Annotated in this window: 11 protein-coding genes; 4 read left to right on the forward strand and 7 right to left on the reverse strand. The window is 55.9% G+C overall.

From position 1 onward, the window contains the following. Window positions 1-40 precede the first annotated feature (40 nt). The 3 genes from FRD01_RS10770 to FRD01_RS10780 all read left to right on the forward strand — a co-directional run bounded on the left by FRD01_RS10770 (window position 41) and on the right by FRD01_RS10780 (window position 5715). Window positions 41-3499 carry an exodeoxyribonuclease V subunit gamma gene (locus FRD01_RS10770; protein ID WP_146959484.1) on the forward strand — a complete coding sequence of 1153 codons (3459 nt, stop codon included), beginning with the start codon at window positions 41-43 and terminating at the stop codon, window positions 3497-3499. A gap of 84 nt (window positions 3500-3583) precedes the next feature. Continuing rightward, window positions 3584-4531: an ArsA family ATPase gene (locus FRD01_RS10775; RefSeq protein WP_249756175.1), complete on the forward strand. Its 948-nt coding sequence runs from the start codon at window positions 3584-3586 to the stop codon at window positions 4529-4531. Continuing rightward, on the forward strand, window positions 4528-5715 hold the full coding sequence (locus FRD01_RS10780) for an ArsA family ATPase (RefSeq protein WP_146959488.1): 1188 nt from the start codon (window positions 4528-4530) through the stop codon (window positions 5713-5715). Before FRD01_RS10775 ends, FRD01_RS10780 begins: the two co-directional genes overlap by 4 nt. Window positions 5716-5726: 11 nt before the next feature. Here FRD01_RS10780 and FRD01_RS10785 read toward each other — a convergent pair whose 3' ends face one another. Both FRD01_RS10785 and FRD01_RS10790 read right to left on the reverse strand, forming a co-directional pair. Next, window positions 5727-7070, reverse strand: coding sequence for a hypothetical protein (locus tag FRD01_RS10785; protein ID WP_146959490.1), 1344 nt, complete (start codon window positions 7068-7070; stop codon window positions 5727-5729). 79 nt (window positions 7071-7149) lie between these two features. Next, window positions 7150-10551 carry a serine/threonine-protein kinase gene (locus tag FRD01_RS10790; RefSeq protein WP_249756176.1) on the reverse strand — a complete coding sequence of 1134 codons (3402 nt, stop codon included), beginning with the start codon at window positions 10549-10551 and terminating at the stop codon, window positions 7150-7152. A gap of 40 nt (window positions 10552-10591) precedes the next feature. Between FRD01_RS10790 and FRD01_RS10795 the strand changes: the two genes are divergently transcribed. Continuing rightward, complete coding sequence (locus FRD01_RS10795) at window positions 10592-11071, forward strand: GNAT family N-acetyltransferase (protein ID WP_146959493.1); 480 nt, start codon at window positions 10592-10594, stop codon at window positions 11069-11071. Here FRD01_RS10795 and FRD01_RS10800 read toward each other — a convergent pair. The 5 genes from FRD01_RS10800 to FRD01_RS10815 form a co-directional block, all read right to left on the reverse strand. Further along, complete coding sequence (locus FRD01_RS10800) at window positions 11064-11999, reverse strand: GGDEF domain-containing protein (RefSeq protein ID WP_146959495.1); 936 nt, start codon at window positions 11997-11999, stop codon at window positions 11064-11066. The genes FRD01_RS10795 and FRD01_RS10800 overlap by 8 nt on opposite strands. A 63-nt stretch (window positions 12000-12062) precedes the next feature. After that, window positions 12063-12719, reverse strand: coding sequence for a HEAT repeat domain-containing protein (locus tag FRD01_RS10805; protein WP_146959496.1), 657 nt, complete (start codon window positions 12717-12719; stop codon window positions 12063-12065). Between the two features lie 12 nt (window positions 12720-12731). Continuing rightward, on the reverse strand, window positions 12732-14696 hold the full coding sequence (locus FRD01_RS10810) for a M43 family zinc metalloprotease (protein WP_146959498.1): 1965 nt from the start codon (window positions 14694-14696) through the stop codon (window positions 12732-12734). Between the two features lie 88 nt (window positions 14697-14784). Continuing rightward, window positions 14785-14961 (reverse strand): hypothetical protein, encoded by a 177-nt coding sequence (locus tag FRD01_RS24305; RefSeq protein ID WP_249756177.1) that lies wholly within the window; start codon window positions 14959-14961, stop codon window positions 14785-14787. Continuing rightward, window positions 14958-17162 (reverse strand): peptidoglycan recognition protein family protein, encoded by a 2205-nt coding sequence (locus FRD01_RS10815; RefSeq protein ID WP_146963931.1) that lies wholly within the window; start codon window positions 17160-17162, stop codon window positions 14958-14960. The genes FRD01_RS24305 and FRD01_RS10815 overlap by 4 nt, the downstream gene beginning before the upstream one ends. Window positions 17163-17233 lie beyond the last annotated feature (71 nt).

The following is a 17233-nucleotide window of genomic DNA, read 5'->3' on the forward strand; positions in this document are numbered from 1 at the left end:
TACCTTGGGGGCAAGCCCCTTTACGTGTAGTGTTCGAGACATGATTCAACTCTGGTATTCAAACTACTTGGAGCGACTCGTCGACGCATTTGTGGCGTGTGCTTTTGCGCGGGATTCAGATCCGCTCGATACCCGTTTGGTGGTCGTGCCGAACCGCAATATCGAGACCTATCTGAAGCTCGAAGTTGCGCGACGAGAGGGGATTTCCGCCAACGTGGAGTACATGTTCCTGAATCGGTTTTTGACTCGATTATTAGGAGCGGAGATCAAGTTTTTGGACCGCGAGATGGTCCGTGGATTGCTCCTCGACGAGATCCTCTCAACCGAGCGCCCCCTGCCAGAGCTCGACTTCTATCTGGATGCCGCCCGCGACCACGATGACCGCGATCGAAGGGCGTTTCAGGTGGCGGACAGACTCGCGAGGTTTTTTGAGGAGTACGAGCTTAGCCGGCCACAAATGATCGAGGCGTGGGCGACTCATACAATTTTGGAGGAAGAGCCGTTCAAGAGCACCGAAGCGTGGCAAAGAGAGCTCTGGCTTCGGATCTTTGGACCCGAAGGAAAAGTTGAAGAGATTCGCCAATCGCATTCCTCGGTTCAAGTGATGCGTTTGGGCGAGTTCTTGAGCAAGGTGGCTAACGGCGCGCCGCCATTGGGACAGCCGATTCATTTCTTTGGCCTCTCCTACCTCGCAAAGCAGTACTACCGGGTCATCGAAGGTCTTTCGAGCGAGAACCTGGTCTATCTCTACACGCTAAATCCCTGCATGGAGTTTTGGGAGGACCTGCCGAGTGAGTGGAAATTACGCCGTGCTCAACGCTTTCAGAAGCGGGCACGCTCCATGCCGATGCTCAATCTCAGAAACGAGGCGAATATCCGCGTGGGAGAGGAAGAGGACCCGATACCCCTTAGGCTTTGGGGCGAGCCTGGGCGCGACCATATTCGATTTTTGAATCAGTTGACGGAGTGTGATTTCGAGCCACTTTTTGAGGACCCGATGGATTCGGGTGACTCACTTCTCCACCAAATCCAACACGATATTTATGCACGAAACGCAGTCCAGACCATTCAGCGGCGACCATGGGATCCGAGCTTTGTAGTGCTCGAATGCCCGACCCTCGAGCGCGAAGTCGAGATCGTGGCGAGCGAGATTTGGCGAGTGATTCAGGAAGAAGAGGAGAATGGAAATACACTTAATTTTAATGATTTCGCTGTGGTGGTTAACCCTGAAGACAGAGAGGCATACCAGGCTCATATCCGCGCCATATTTAGGGACACATGGAATATTCCACATAATATCATCGATATCAGCGCCTCAAAAAACCGCCGATTTTTGGAAGGTGTTGATCTACTACTGAAGTTACCTTTTGGGGAGTTCAGACGCGACGAGTTACTGCGTCTTCTGACTCACCCTAATGTTATGGCGCGGGCCCCTGAGGCGCGGCCACAGGACTGGAAACGTTGGGTTGACGACCTCCATATTCTCTATGGTGGCGACCAGTCCGACCTTGAGCATACCTACATCAAAAAGGCGCTCTATCATTGGGATCAGGGGCTACGCAGGCTCAGTCTTGGCGTCCTGATGCACAACGATACCGAGGATTTGCGGGTCTTTTCGGGCGAACAAGAGTGGGTGCCGTATTCGACGAGTCCGTCCGAGATGAAGAGCGTGGCGAGTTTTGTGCGCGCGGCGCGGGAGTTGATTTCCAAGTCCCGCGAGTTTGCTGAAGCTGAGCACCCTCTGAAGGTTTGGTACACGCTCGTCGCCGAGTGGATTCGAGCCTCGCTACATTGCGTAGATGAGGACGACGAGATGGATATGAGTCGTGTGCTTCGCACCATCGACGACCTCGAGGACCGTGAACTTTCAACGCGGCCTGTCTCGTACCGTGTGGCGTTGGACTCAATCGACGCAGCGCTCGAAAACCTGGAAATCTCGCGGGGCCAGTACCTGGCCGAAGGTGTGGTCGTCTCGTCCTTTGTTCCTATGCGGCCAATTCCTTTCAAAGTGGTCTTCATCTTAGGGCTCGGTGAGCGCAATTTTCCCCGCATGGATACGCGTTCTCCGCTTGATTTGCGTTGGGCTCGTAGCGAGGAATTCGACCATTTTTCCAGTCGGCGAAATGACGAGTACATGTTCCTTGAGACCATGATTTCCACGCGCGAAAGGCTCTACCTGAGCTACGTTTCGCGCAATTCGCATACCGGTGAAGAGATGATGCCTTCATCGGTGGTCCGCGAGCTCGACTTCATGTTGAAGCGTTATTATCTGGACGAGGACGAGTTCGAGAAGGTGCACCGGAAGCACCCGCTTAGACGGTTTGACCCCGCGTATTTCCGTGGCGATCCGAAGTTTATCAACGTGCATCCCGAGGCGTTGAGAGAGGCTAAAACGCTGGCTCTGCGATCCGCAGGTGCGGCACGTAACGCGCCAGAGGTTGCTGAGCTCTTGGGCTTTGTGGATCTCCCCGAGCGACCCGAATGGCATGAGGAGGTCACGATTTCGATTCGGCAGATCCGGAGATTTTTGGAAAATCCTCTGCAAGGTACGGCTGAGTTTTTCCTCGGCCTTCGAACCGGAAGCGATGAAGATATTTTTGCGGTTGAGACCGAATATTTCTCGACCCCGGGAGCTTGGGTTCGACGAGAGTTGAGCGCGATTTTGCTCGAGGCCTGGACAAAACAAGGTGCAGATCTCAAGGAAGCAGACCTCGAAAGGCTTTTTGATGAACATGCTCGGGTCCAGGAACTCTGCGGACAAATCCCGACCGGGATCTTTCTCAAGGCCAATCGCCAAAAGCATCTGCATAAGATGCAGCAATGGCTCAACAACCTCGAACTCCTCGAAATCTCAACGGCTGAAAAGCCCGAAGTCTGGCATTTTGGGCGAGACCGCGAACGGCGGGTGCAGGTCAACTTCTCGGACCCGATCGAGTTCCAAGTTCCGGGCGAACCCCCACTCAAGGTGATTCTTAGCGGCAAGACGGGCCCCGTGCTGTCCAAGAGCGGGGTCAGCCTGACCCTCAATAACGCGAGTGGGCTTGGGAGTTGGAATAGCGAGTACCAGTTTCTAAGCGGGTTTTTGGACTATATGGTGCTGCTCGCCACAGGGCGCGTGGAGGCGGAGCGTTGGCGAGTGGTGGTCAACGGGAACGATATTGCCACCAATTCAAACGTGCGTGAGTTTGTGTTCAAGGATTCCGACGAGGCGCGCGAAGCGGCGCTCAATTGGTTGCATGGGATTTTCAGGAGCATGGTTTCTGGAGTTCATACCTATCAGTTCCCCGCGGACGCTGCGCTTGACCAGGGCTTAAGGAGCGAGAAATGGGCCAAGCCGTTTGACCGAATCGTGCGTAATTCGAAGCTCAACTGGGGACCGATCAAGGACCCAAAAGACCAACGGCTTTATCGGATCCCGAGCGACGACGAAGTTGCAGATCTCATCGAGGCGCGCCTCGGCCCCTACTTCAAGAGTCGACAGGATCCCGATGCGTGGTGAGATTCTGGGATCGTTGCTTCGGGTCTGGACATCCAAGGTGTGCATGGCGTACATTTCAGCGCCTGTTTTTGGGCGGCGAAACCCTTGAAATCAACGAACCTCTATAAAAAACGGCTTTTACTCTTTTCCGGGAAAGGAGGCGTTGGGAAGACCACCGTTTCCTCAGCTTTTGCGCTAAGTTGCGCGAGGCGTGGCGAGAAGACCCTCCTCATTGAGCTCAACGTTCACGATAAGGTGAGCTCTATGTTCGGGGCCGGGCGAGTGGGCACTGAGATCACCGAGGTCGAGGACAACCTCTGGGCGGTCAACATCACGCCTGAAGCGGCCCTCGAAGAGTACGCGGTGATGATGCTCAAGGTGCGTATCGTCTACAAGGCGGTGTTTGAAAACCGCATCATGAAGTCATTTTTGCGCGCGATCCCTGGCCTCAATGAGCTGGTCATGCTCGGAAAGGCTTATTACCACGTGGTCGAGAAAGAGAATGGCAAGCACGTCTGGGACAAGATCGTGGTGGATGCGCCGGCAACGGGTCACGGGCTCTTTCTACTGAAGATCCCAATGGTCATCACCTCGATCCTGAGCTCTGGCCATATGTTTGAAGAGGCGGAGCGCATCATCGAGGTCTTGCGGGACCCGGAGATTACGGCCTTGAATCTGGTGACTTTGGCAGAAGAGATGCCGGTCAATGAGACGATCATGCTCCACAACCAAACTCGCGACGAGCTCAAGATCCCGATGGGGGCTGTGATTGCGAACGGCGTTTACGAGCCACTCTTCAGCGAGTCGGAACATGAAATCCTCAACGCTGCTGCAAAACACGTCAAAGAGCCGTCAGTACTGGCGATGATTGATGCGGCGAACTTTCGAGTGATGCGCACGCGATTGCAGGCCGGGTATCTGAAAGAGATCGATCGTGAGATTCCGCTACCCCGACATACACTTCCGTTCGTATTTACGCCGCGTATGGACTTTCAATCCCTTCTGACACTCGCCGAAAAGCTCGAGTCCGAAATTGAAGGGGGGCAATCATGAACGCGCAAAGCAAACTCGCTGAATTGGTGGCTAGTAAGAGAGTCGTGGTTTGTGTGGGCAGCGGTGGTGTTGGAAAGACGACTACAAGTGCGGTCATCGCGCTTCACGCTGCGATGCAGGGGCGTCGGGTACTCGTACTTACGATCGACCCAGCGAAACGCCTTGCGAACTCCCTGGGTATCGACGCCTTGAGCAACGACGTCACCCGCATTCCGATCGAGAAGTTTCGAGATATCGGGCTTGAGCCAAAAGGCGAGCTTTGGGCCATGATGCTCGACATGAAAGAGAGCTTTGACCATGTGGTTCGGCGTTATGCGCCAGCCAAGGAGCGCAAGGCGATTCTCGAGAACAGGATTTATCAGTATTTCTCCACAAGCCTGGCCGGCACGCAGGAGTACGCGGCCGCCGAGCGACTCTATGAGCTCTACGAAGAAGGGAACTTCGACCTGATTGTGCTGGACACGCCCCCTACCACTCACGCGCTGGACTTCCTTGAGGCTCCTAAGCGACTCGAGGATGCGGTAGACAACAAGGCGCTCTACTGGCTCTTCAAGCCCGGGATGCTCGCCGGTCGCACAGGCTTGGGCGTGTTTTCAACGGGTACAGCCTATGTTTTCAAGACGCTGAGTAAGTTTACAGGGGCGGAGCTCTTGGAGGAATTCTCGACGTTCCTAAAGAACTTTGCGGTGCTTTTTGAGGGTTTGAAGGAGCGAAGTCGCCGAGTCAGAAAGCTATTGACCGGCCCTGAATCAACTTTTGTGGTGGTTACGGCGCCAGAAGCATCGTCGTTGGAGGAAGCCCTCTACTTCCACAAAAAGTTGGGCGATGAAGAAGTTCAGGTGGGTGGTTTTGTAATCAATCGCGTCCGAACCGCATGGGTGGACGCGGAGGATGCTCGAATGCCGGCGGTTTCTGTGGTCCATCATCTTGCGGAAAGCGGGCATGCCGTAGACCACTTGAGCCCTGAGGACCTGCGCGATCTTGCTGGGAAGCTCTTGAAAAATGCTCAGGAATCCGCCGTACTTGCTGAGGTGGACAATAACTCAATAGAGGTCTTGAGGCGGGCAATAAGCCGCAACACACCGATTCAAAGAGTGCCTTTTTTCAGTACGGATATCCACAGCTTGCGCGGACTCAACTTGGTTCGAACGTCGCTCTTTGCTGAGCACACGCGGACTCCGTAGCCCTTATGCCCTCAGTTTAGCGGATAGGACGTCCAGCCCTCGGTCCAAGGCGTGTTTGAGCTAGGCGAGAACGCACCGCGGTAGACGGCTGTGGGGTCAAATGGAGCTGGAGGGGCATCTACTCCGGTCGTCCCTGAGGATGAGGGAATCCATGAAGGATCTGAGAGATTGAATGGATCCGGAAGACCTGGGTCTACGCCAAAGACGTTGCCCAACGCCGCGTCTTCAAAGACGGAATAGTCGGTGAATCCGCCCTCGTTCTGGTCGACCAACTCGAAGTACCCGGTTCCTCTTTCACCAACATTGTAAAAGAGAGTGTTTCTCAAGTTGATGTTTCCATCGGTTGCATGCTGTGCGGACTCTGGACCTTCTACGTGAAAGCCAGTCGTCTTGTAGCCAGTCACAAGGCCGTGTGAAACCGTGCCCAACCCGCCCAACTTATAGTAGATGCCGAGCTGTCTATCGCCTTCGCGGTTCGCTCCGATGAGCGTGAAATTGTAGATTTGTGCGTTCGTTTGTGGCTCGGCTGTGGGCTCCTCGGAGAGGTTTTCGATTTCGATCGCTTCAATTCCTAAGATATCTTGCTGCACGGCCAGAAACTGCGCGGTTCCCCGCCAACCTGTATCGAAATCGAAGGCGTCGTCTCGTGCGCGTGTACTCACGATATAGCGAAGGTCTACGGTGCCTCCAAAGACGCCCACACCGTCATCATCACTGAAGTGCGTCTGAACGTACTCAACCTTCGTCTCTGAGCCGCAGCCGGCCAATGTGAGTCCCTTGAGCGCCTTCTGACCGTCAACCTCAGCGCCACCGAACTCAATCCGTACGTACTTGAGAGTGCCGCAGTTCCAGGTGTCATCCTCTCCGCCCACTGCTGTGTCGAAGACATCGGTCACAATGCGCAGGTTGAAGGGATCGCGATTCACTCGCGCCCGCCCTACCATGGCCATCCCCGCCCAGTCCCCGGCGAGTCTCTGGCCCTTTGGCTTATCGCTGGTGAAGACGATAGGCCTGTCTCGTTCGCCTTCCGCGACGAGTTTGGCGCCAGCAAGAGAGACAAGGCCGGTTCTTCGACGTCCGAGGATGGTGGTGCCGGGCTCGATGGTAAGGGTGGCCGGGGGCACGATGAAGGTCATATTTTCGAGAACGTAGACGCGGTTAGCAGTCCACGTTGTGTCTTCCACAATATGGTCTGTGATATTTACTCTGGGTGCCTCTTGGCAGATGGCATCTATGCAGGCGCCGGTGGCAGAACAATCGGCGTCAGATTCGCACTCATTGAAGTCCACGAGCAGAGTACATGCACTTTGTGAAAGAACGAGTAGGCTGATCGATACGAACAGATTATGTCTCACGTTCATACTCTTTAGGTGGGTATCACGGTAATCGCATACGTTAAGGCTGTGGCAAACCTAGCTTTATAGGCGCTAGCTTTCAACCACGTTCACGCTGAGCCGCAACTCTCTGGGCGTCATCGGTTCGGCCCAGACCAATCCAGATAGCCTCGGAGAGGCTCAGAGCGTCTTCACGCAGGTCAGTATGACCGCGCCTTTGGTAGAGCCCAGCAAAGTGTTCGAGCAACCACGCGAGGTCAAATTCGTAGCGACTTCGGTGTCTGATGTCGCGCGTCACCCCGACCCAACGCTCATGGAAGTCCGGACTTTCGACCCCAAGTGAGAACTCCACAGCGAGGCGACCGAGTGTGAGGTGATTGTGTAGGTTGGCAGTTCGGACAGCTGGATCCTCCTGCAAGAAGTCCAGAATGATAAGAGCCTCGCGGTCTTGCCCCAGCGCGATACGACAGAGCGACTGGTTCAACATCGCGATCTTGCCGTTCAAATTATCCATACCGAGGAGTGCGACCACATCCGAGTAGTGGTCGAGCGCGGCCTCTTGATTACCCTTCAAACGCTCAAACTCTCCGAGATAGGCATGACCCGCGGCGAGCATCGCTCTATCACCCAATGCGCGGGCGGCATGGATAAGTGCGTCGATCCTCTGCCGAGCAGTCTCGTGGTCGCCGCGTTGCAAGTAGAGGAATGACGCAGCCTGATCCACTTTTCCAACCCAATGTAGGTCACCTTCGGCACGGAAAATCGACTGAGCCTGATTGAGCCTTTGAAAGGCAAACTCGTATTGGCCCTGAAGCCCAAAATTCCAGCCCTGCGAGAGCATTAGCGTGCCAGCCTCAACCAACTCACCGGCGCGCTCCAGAATCTCAATGGCTTCTTCAATGGCTTCGTTTGCGGCTTCAAAGGACTTTTTGCGCAATATTTTGACGCGGAGCCTGGCCGCTGAGCCGGCGGCACGAAACGCGCCATCTCTTTCAGCGTCTGAAAGGGCTCGGACTACGGTCTTTAAGTCGAACACGCCATCATCAAACTCAAGCCAGAGCCTTGCCACATCGGCTGTTCTTGCCGCGACGGGAAAGCGGGCATCAGGGAAACGCGACTTCAAGTTGTCAAATGAATCGAGCGCCCTCTTTGCAGGCTCGTTACCTTCGCTGTGGTGGTAGCGAAGGGCAGCCGCCGTATAGAGTTCGGCTGCACGCTCTACTTCACCTGCCTGCTCAAGGTGATACGCGACGCGCTCAAGGACTCTGGCGTCCGTCATCGGATGAATTTTCGCCAAGGTTTCTGCAACCACGCTATGAGCAGACCCGAACGTATCGGCCGAGAGCTTAATCACCGCGCGCCGGACATCTTCGGCGACAAAGCGGTAGAGACCGTTGGGCTCACGCACCACAAGACCGACTTGAACGATCTGGTCGATGAGGGCATCTGGACCCGGCAGAATGGCCGTTTTGAGCACAGCTTCCCACTCTTGACGACGGATTTCTGAGCCAAGCACAGCCGCATATAGAGCGGCCTCGCGGGCACTTGCATCGATCTTTCCGAGGAGCGCATCCGCGGCAGCAAACGCGAGTTCGTGAGACGACTCTTGTGAGATGGAGTCGCGAGGCATGACCAATTCGTAGCCATCCACACCTGGTACCAACATTTCTCGCTCAACCCAGCTCATCACGTAGCGCAGTGCGTCGGCGGGCGAGCCATCTGCGCGCTCAAGAACCATCTCCAAGAGGTGTGGTTCAAGCTGGAGCATGCGCTGTAAAATGGCCGCAAGTTCAGGGTCTCGAAGTGGCTCGAGGTCAATCAAATGGGCGCGCTCAGAGCGCGTCAAACTCTCAAGTCCCGCGCGAGCCAGGCTGTCTGAACTGGACACGCTCAAGACCACCAGCACGTTCGCGTTTGAATTCATCAACTTGTCGGTGAACCGCCATGCATCCGGTTCGCGATGGGCATCGTCAAACACGATGACCATTGGGATTCGCTCGGCCATCCGCGTGATCAGACGGTAGAGCAGATCTTGGCGCTCAGCCCTTGTAACGCTGGTTGCGCCTGGGGATACGGCGTCGCAAAAGGCGACCGCGTCCAAGAAATCTCCTTCGTCGACCGGCCGAATACTGCCCATGAAATTGCGAAATCGAGCTATGGCGCGCTCGGGCTTAAGATGGAGAATGCGTGCGCAGCGCCCAATTTCTTCTTCGAGGGGGCCGAGGCCGAGCCTCGAGTGGTGAAAGCGCGCAATCAGCGGGACCGCGAGGCCTAACTCGTCGGCAATTCTCGCGCCCCACTCGGCAAGGCGCGTCTTGCCCGTGCCGGCGGCTCCCCGGATTATCACTGCTTGTGGCCCGCTCTGCGCGAGTTCAAGCGCCTGCCAGACTTGATCGCGCTCAGTCTCTCGCCCAAGGAACGGTGGAACGCGGTGCCGTACCATGCCGAGCCCCACATAGCGCGGCCTAGAAGGCATGTGTGATTCTTCGTGCTCCCGCCAATCAAGGGGCAATGGGGGGCGTGGACCGAGGAGCGGCACAACTTCCATGGTGGTCATCTCCACGGGAGAGGTGATGACGGTAGGCTCCATCTTAGGATCGATAATATCCGGTGAGGTATCAGCCTGCGCCTCTATCCAGTCTTCCATTGGGGCAAGGTCCGCCTTCTGAAGCAGCCATGCGGCCTGCGCGGCACTCGCGGGACGATCGTTCGGGTCTTTGGCGAGGAGTGAATGCAGCCATTCTTTGACGCCCGGAGGAACCGAGATGATGGGACGAAACTCAGGGATCGCATGACGGACGTGCGCTCTTAGCGTCTCCGTCGCGTTCTCGCCGTCAAAAGGCACGCGGCCACAAATCAGTTTATGGGCGAGGCAGCCAAGCGAGTAGAGGTCGGTCCAGGGGCCGAGGTCGTCGGGCTCTCCAGTGACTTGTTCTGGCGCCATGTATCGTGGGGTACCGGTCACGCGCGAGTCGTAGCTCGCGTTTTCGCCTTCGAGCACGCGCGAAATACCAAAATCGGTCAGGATCGGCTCAAGCGGGAGCTCGGAATGACGCAGGAGAATGTTGCCCGGCTTGATGTCCAGGTGAAGAACACCGTGCGCGTGCGCGTGCGCAAGCGCATCGAGCATGGCCTTGAGGAGGTCGCGAACCGCACGCCAATTCAGCCCGGGCTTAAACTCCTCGAGCGTTCCACCTGCCACGTACTCAGTGACCACGTATGGGTTTCCAGCATGCAGGCCTAATTCGTCATTGCTTTCGTCAACCAGGCCAGCGTCCAAAATCTGGGTGATATTGGCGTGATTGAGCCTTGCTACCGCACGAACTTCGTTCGCAAAAAACTCGCGATAGCGGGCATTCTGAGCACGTTCCGTGGTTAGCACCTTAATGGCCACACTTTGGCCACTCAACGTATGGTCCCCTCGCCACACCACGGAGGTTCCGCCGCGGCCGAGAACGTGCAAAAGTTTGTATGGACCTACCATGGAAATGAGTTTAGCCAATAGTTGGTCCAGTGAATACCCTAAGTGACGAGGAGTTTTGGTGACAATCGAAGTCTCAATCGCAGAAATGGCACATCTGCCTGATTTAATGCGCATTCAAGCCAAGGCATACGGTCCGGGATTAGTGGAGTCAGAAGCCGTACTTGAGTCTCGGGTCAGGGCAGGAAAGGGCTATTCTTTTGTGGCAACCGGTGACGGCGAGGTCTTGGGGTATGTGCTGGCGCATCCGTGGCCTCGGCACGCGAGCCCTGGACTTGAGAACGTGTTCAGTGAATCCCCACCTGGCTCAGACGCACTTCATATCCATGACATGGCTTTGGATGAGCGCGCCAAGGGACAAGGGATTTCGAGGCTACTTCTCGCCGCCGTGGAGGGGGCCGCCTCTGGAAGGTTTCAAGCGTCAACGCTTGTGGCTGTTCAGGGAGCTCAAACCTTTTGGACGCATGTGGGCTTTGAAGACGAAGGCCCCGCAGAAGGTTATGATGAAGGTGCGCGATTTATGAGCAAACGGCTTAGGTAGCCATTTCCACGCGATTTCTACCGGAGCGCTTTGCGGCGTACAAGGCACCGTCTGCCGCTGCAATCAGTTCATCCGGTGTTTGCACGTCGATTTCAGGGAAACTCGCGACGCCCATACTGATCGTGACGGGAACATGCTGACCGTCGTACTCGAATCTAAATCTAGCGATACCTGCCCGGATACGCTCCGCAAGCTGGTATCCTTGATACATCGTAATCCCGCGCAAAATCACGGCGAACTCTTCGCCTCCATAGCGCGCAAATACATCTTCGGCACGCAGCATGCCATGAGCCAATCGCCCAAGGTTTGCCAAGATATAGTCACCAGCGAGGTGCCCAAAGGTGTCGTTGGTGTTCTTGAAGTGGTCGATATCGAACATGACCAGGCACAGGTGCGTAGAATGCCGCTTTGCGTAGGAAAATTCGCTGTAAATATTATCGCTGAAGTACTTCTTATTGAACGCACCGGTCAGGGCGTCCTTTAGAGCGGCTTCAGTGATTCGTAGCTGGTAGTCTTCGTCAATACCGTCTTGGAGCGAGAACTTAATGATGGTTGAGGCTCCGATGGCGATTTTATCACCCTCTTGGAGCTCATGCCTGATACTAAGCCGTTGGCCGTTGACGTAGGTGCCGTTTGCGCTTTGGAGGTCTTCTACAAAGACTTGGTCTCCGACTCTTGAGACGCGCACATGGGAGCGCGAGATACCCACATCTTGTAGGGTGAGGTCTGACTTATCCGAGCGGCCGAGAATAGTCTCGTTCCTATCGACTTTGAGCATGGCCCCAGAATGAGGTCCTGCAATCACCATCAAATAAGCCTGAGAACGCTGAGTAATCTGTTCCCGGACGCGTTTAAGCGCCGCAGAATCTACGATTTGCGTGGCCTCAGACGACTCTGATTGGTCGTGCGGGAATTCGCTATCATCCATTGGGCAACCGACCTTACTAGAACTTAGACTAAACGATACTCAAGTGAACGCGGGGTGGCAACGCTAGAATTTCACGTATTTTCGGAATTCACGTTTGACCGCGGGCAATTCAGCTTTGGGTGCGGCTTTTTCTAGTGTCTCAAGTCCCGGCTGGCCGCCATGTTTTCCGAGCGCTGAAATCGCCGTCATTTGCACTTGAATGTCGTTGTGTGAAAGAAGTTTTTCGAGTGAGGGAACGGAATCTTTCTTCTTGAGCTTGGCAAAGGTCATGATGGCGTGATGCTGCATAAGCTGCTCGGTGCGGAGCAATTCTTCGGGCGCCGCCGGGTCATTCAACGCGATATGTTCCACGTAAACGAGGGTCGCGGCATCGTTGAAATACATCAGGGCATCGAGTGCCTTCATACGCATGGTTGGACGCTCATCGATATCTTGAGCGATCGTGCGAAGCATACCCGCCACCTCGTCAGCTTCGGCGACCTTAAGAAGGTCCTCTTGCGTCGGGAAATAGTGGTAACCACTCAGAAGAAAACGCAGGCGCTCAGCGGGGGAAACATCCTTGGAAGGCTCGTCGACCTGATGATCGTGGTCGTGATCGTGCGTCTGAGTCGGGGCAGGACCGATGGCACCGACCGGGAGGCGCGGCGTCAACGTCGGTGCCTCTTGCGCGGCAAGGGTGGCACTCGAAGCAAAGATAAGGGCAAAAATGAGGTTTCTCATACGAAGTCTCCGTTATTTGACGAGTGCGCTTCTTCGGACAACAAAGGCCTGGCCTTGTGTGGCGCGTGTTTGGCCACTTCCGAGCGAGAAGGCGAACATGAAATTGGTTGAATCACCGCAAAGCGACGCAAGATCTGGAATCAGGCATTCTGGGGTGTCTGTGATCGGGTCGTGAGCTGAGCCGCCGTGCTCGGTGGTGTGGCGAAGCCCGAGGAAGTGCCCAATCTCGTGGGCCATAGTTTGACCGAGCTGCGGGTTATCACGCCCGAGCGATTTAGCGCTGAACACAAGGCCGGACCCAGAGCTTCCGTGAATTCCAGAGACTCCGGGGATTCCCGTGGACACACCCAGGAGTCCTGGGGCCTCCGAGATATTGAAATCTTCGATGAGGAAGACGTTAACACTGAGCTTTTCGTCAACGGTGTCGCCGGGATCCGTGCTCGTCGCAACGAGGTCGAAGACGTCGTAAAAATCTCTCAAGATCCTGTATTGTTGAGTCACAGTCGCGTTGGCATCGAAGTAGTTTGCGACGCGTGCGGTCACGCCCATGGACGAATAGATGTTTTGAACGACCCGCATCACGGCCGCTACGTCTTGTGAGTTTCGTGCCGCCGCTGCATCCACCTGAGTTCCCACGAAGTAGAAGTTCACGTCGAGCGTACGCCCTTCTTCGGTTTTGGGAATCACGTAGTAGCAGACTTCTGGGGCGGAGGTGCTCACGGTCAAACTATAATCACCACCGCCAAAAGCGTTCGCAAATCGAGAGGCGTCACTCGCCGGGAAGAGAAGCGGCGCCATGCTACCGAGGATTTCGGGATTGACGGCCAAGAACTCGTAGTCGTTCGGAATGTTTAGGGTGGACCCGTCAGGTTTGGTGAGGGTTTGCGGCGTCACCTTGGCCCCGGTCTGGGTAAACGGCGTGATGTAGAAGCCGAGTGCGCCATCAGGGATGGTGAAATCCAAGGTCTTGTTCGACTGACAGACGACTTGGAAGTCGTTGTCATCTGCGGTTGGCGCGATGTACTCGACGGCGGAGTCACACACGCTACCTTCGGGGGTTTCGCGGCATTCGTAGCCCTGCCGGCAATCCGAGTTGGATTCGCACGCTTCGAGGCATGTGGTTGAACGGGCGCGAGAGACGCAGATTCCGCCGTTGCAATCGTCATTGGTTGAGCAGTCTCTTGTGGTGCAATAGCCGCCAGGGTAGGCCACATCACCGCCCTCTTGCTCTTGCTCACGAATGCACGTACCCCCTTTGCAGTTCAGGCTCGCCACGCACTCTGCACCGTCATTGGCGCCGTCCGGATTTCGGACCACCGTGGTTTCGCCTTCGAGGCAAACATCCTCGCCGTTAAAGGACTGGCATCCGAAACCAAAACGGCAATCGTCGCCGTCAGCGCACGCCTGAAGGCAAGCGCTTCTCTGCTCTTCCGGCGCGGCGTCGGGGTTGAGGACTACACAGGGGTTGGACCCGAGGCAGTCTTCGTTCGACGTACAGTCGTAGCGTGTGCAATAGCCGCCGAAGAATGATGAGTCGCAGACAGCATCGTCGCCGTTGCATTGAGAGTTGGTGCTACAGGCTGAGCCGATGGCACCTTGGACCGGCGCGTTTGACGCGGTTGGCGGAAGGCAGACCGGTGAATCATTGAGTTGAACGCAACGATAGCCTTCGTCCGCGCGGTCGCAGGTTCCGTCATAATTGCAGAGTTGGTAGCAGGCCGTGACGTCCGAGCCGGCGATTTCGGTTCGGAAGCACTCCGAGCCCCACCCACCACATCCGTTGGTTTCGCAGGAAAGTGAGGTGCAATATCCACCGGGATAGCCAAGGTCATCAGTCAAGCACTTGCCGCCAAGACAGGCTCCATCGGCCACACAGGGTGCGCCATCCGAGATGCTGTCGATGAACTCTGTGATCTCGTCGCAACCCCCAAGTCCACCCAAGCCCCCCAGAGCAATCACAAATACTAAACGGCGCATGTTTACCTCAACCTTCCAAATGCTTTGACGCGAAGAAGCCCACTAGATTCATTCGACCCCCGAAAGGTATCCGAAGTTCAAGGCTCACTCAATGCTGAGGAGCACAGAATAATTGTTGGTCGGTGCCCATGGTGCACACCCCGAGTTTCCCTTTGGCGATGCGGCATTTCTCGGCGATTTTCGTGCATTCGCCCGTTGGCGCATCCACCTGGCCTTGGGGACAGCCGAGGCCGAAGAGAAGAACGAGTAGAACAAGAAATTTCATTGTTTTCTGCGCCGCACAAAGAGCTGCACCAGACCTAAGAGGAGTAGCAGAATCCCAGGGTTGCCCGAGGCACTCGCACAACCTGATGAGACCTCGACTTCGGCGGACTCATCGGGCTCTTCAATGGGGTCCGGATTGCTTGGAGTTTCCGGATTTTGTGGGAGCTCAGCTGCAGGCGCAAAACTCACGGGCGCCTCCCCTACAAACGGGTCGGAAGACGAGGTTTCTTCACGCGCGGACGACTGGAAGAAGACCGCGTCTAGATTCACAATCCCTTGAGTCTTGTTCACCAGGGGAACGATACGAAGCTGCTGGACCTCGCCGGTCCACGCCGTGTTTTGAGCGAGGGGAACGACGTAGATGCCATTGGGTTTTGCTGCAAACTCGACGCTCTTCTCCGTGGTGATCTCCTCACCCTCGGCCGCCCAGAAGACCGCGACCCTATGACCGGGTTGATCTGTGGACATCTTGAGGACGAGTTGGTCCCACTCGGCGGTGTCTACAAGGGTCCAAGCCGGTGACGAGAGACAACCTGCACCGGTATTGGTGGCCCGGAGCACACCGGAATCGGGCACGATAACCACGGAGTCTGTGCCGCCGCCACATGAGCTCCAGCCCTCAACCATAGCCATGTCGTCGGAATTGAATTGCCACTCGTAAGGGCTCAGAACGTCTGACTCGGTGTAGTGTTGGAGCAGTTTATTGAACGTGTTGAGTGCAGGGGTTTGGTTCCACTCGGTTTGCTCCACATAGCGCTCGTCTATCTTTCGGACCCAGGCACGAATATCAGGGTGGTCGGCAGCGCCAATGCTGTACTGGCTGGCCTCAACGTCGATCAAGACCCGCTTGGTCTCGCCCGCGCCAAATGCGTACATGGTGAGTTTTGCGGTTGCAGGCATATCGGTTTTAGGAGGATTGCCCTCGGCAGAATCGGCGTCGTTGAGCTTCCATGTGGCCTTGTCCTTTTCGGGGTGGTCGGTCTGGATTTCATAGCCAACGGGGCGGAGATAAGGGGACTCAAGCCAGTAGTCGACCTCCACACCACGTATCGGTCCATCGGAATTATTGGTGACGAGAATCTCGGCCTGAAACCTTTCGCCGATGAGATAGTCAGCCTTCCCGGCGCTGGAGCCTTCCTGGTAGAAATCAGCACTTTCACCGAGCCAGCGGGTCGTAATCTCAACGTCGTAGTTTTCCGGCTCGGGAGGTACTGGATCGCTCCCGGCAAGGGTCAGCATTTCGCCGAGCCTGTTAAGCATATTGCTTCCAGGGCAGTTTGTGCTCTGGCCTGGCCACTCCTGATGGCCTTTGACGTTAGTTCTATTCAGAGCAATTCCATACGTATCACCGACCCAACGAACGATATTGGCCACGGCTTCGAACTGAGGCTGGCCCACCGTTTGGGTTTGGAAATTGCCGATGAGGGAGATGCCGATATTGCCCGTATTCTGGTTGCCGACGTGAATACCGGTTCGCGCTTCGTTCGAAATCCCCTGGTAGAGGAGTCCACTTTGGCTCGCCACGAAGTGGTAGCCGATATCGCACCAGCCGTTCGAGTCGATATGATAGGCCTGCATCTGGCGCATTCTGGCTGCCGGATCCGGGCCGTCATCTACCGGTCCGGCGGTGTGATGGACGCTCATTCTGTAGGGGTCATGCGCAACACCACACACTTTGTCTGGGTTTCTGGCACCCCATTCGGCCCTTGGAATCACAAGGCTTCTAGGTGCAATCGCGTTCAGAACCGGGGTGAGAACGGGTTCTTCGAGAGGAAGATCTCGGGCAAGGATTTGAGACGCCACGATCTCTTTGTGGAAGTCGGCACGTCCGTCTTCGAGGACTGCGTGCGGTCTAAGCTCAATGGCTTGTGCCGGGCTATCGAGGAGAATCCGAGCCACGCGATGTTTTCCTTCGCTCCAGGTGACTTCGGCGGATTTCCACGAGGACCATCCGTCGAGGTTTCGCACGCGATAGTCGATGCCCGGCTCGACTGCGTCGTAGACTAACCCAAGCTGATGAAACTCAAATGGCGCTTCAAGCCGCGTTTGAGTCCAATCTGAGATAGTCAGGTGAGCTGAGTTTCCGTGGCTATGAGCCTGGCTCCCCAAAATAGTGATGGGGAGTTCGTTTTGGCCCTCAGGTGGCGAAGCCACGGGGTCAACACAGCCGAGAAGAAGAAGAGGTAGTAGGAATCGCTTCATGTCGAACTCCAAACAGTCAACGAGGGCTCAGTCCTCGTTAGATGGGCGGCGTAAACGTTAATCCCTACCTA

The organism is Microvenator marinus (assembly GCF_007993755.1).
GTDB classification, from domain to species: Bacteria; Myxococcota_A; Bradymonadia; order Bradymonadales; family Bradymonadaceae; genus Allomicrovenator; species Allomicrovenator marinus.

Bases quoted from the DNA above. Each gene is read 5' to 3' on its own strand.
- FRD01_RS10770 (WP_146959484.1), top strand. From the start codon at position 41: ATGATTCAACTCTGGTATTCAAACTACTTGGAGCGACTCGTCGACGCA.
- FRD01_RS10780 (WP_146959488.1), top strand. From the start codon at position 4,528: ATGAACGCGCAAAGCAAACTCGCTGAATTGGTGGCTAGTAAGAGAGTC.
- FRD01_RS10800 (WP_146959495.1), bottom strand. From the start codon at position 11,999: ATGGATGATAGCGAATTCCCGCACGACCAATCAGAGTCGTCTGAGGCC.
- FRD01_RS10805 (WP_146959496.1), bottom strand. From the start codon at position 12,719: ATGAGAAACCTCATTTTTGCCCTTATCTTTGCTTCGAGTGCCACCCTT.
- FRD01_RS10810 (WP_146959498.1), bottom strand. From the start codon at position 14,696: ATGCGCCGTTTAGTATTTGTGATTGCTCTGGGGGGCTTGGGTGGACTT.
- FRD01_RS24305 (WP_249756177.1), bottom strand. From the start codon at position 14,961: ATGAAATTTCTTGTTCTACTCGTTCTTCTCTTCGGCCTCGGCTGTCCC.
- FRD01_RS10815 (WP_146963931.1), bottom strand. From the start codon at position 17,162: ATGAAGCGATTCCTACTACCTCTTCTTCTTCTCGGCTGTGTTGACCCC.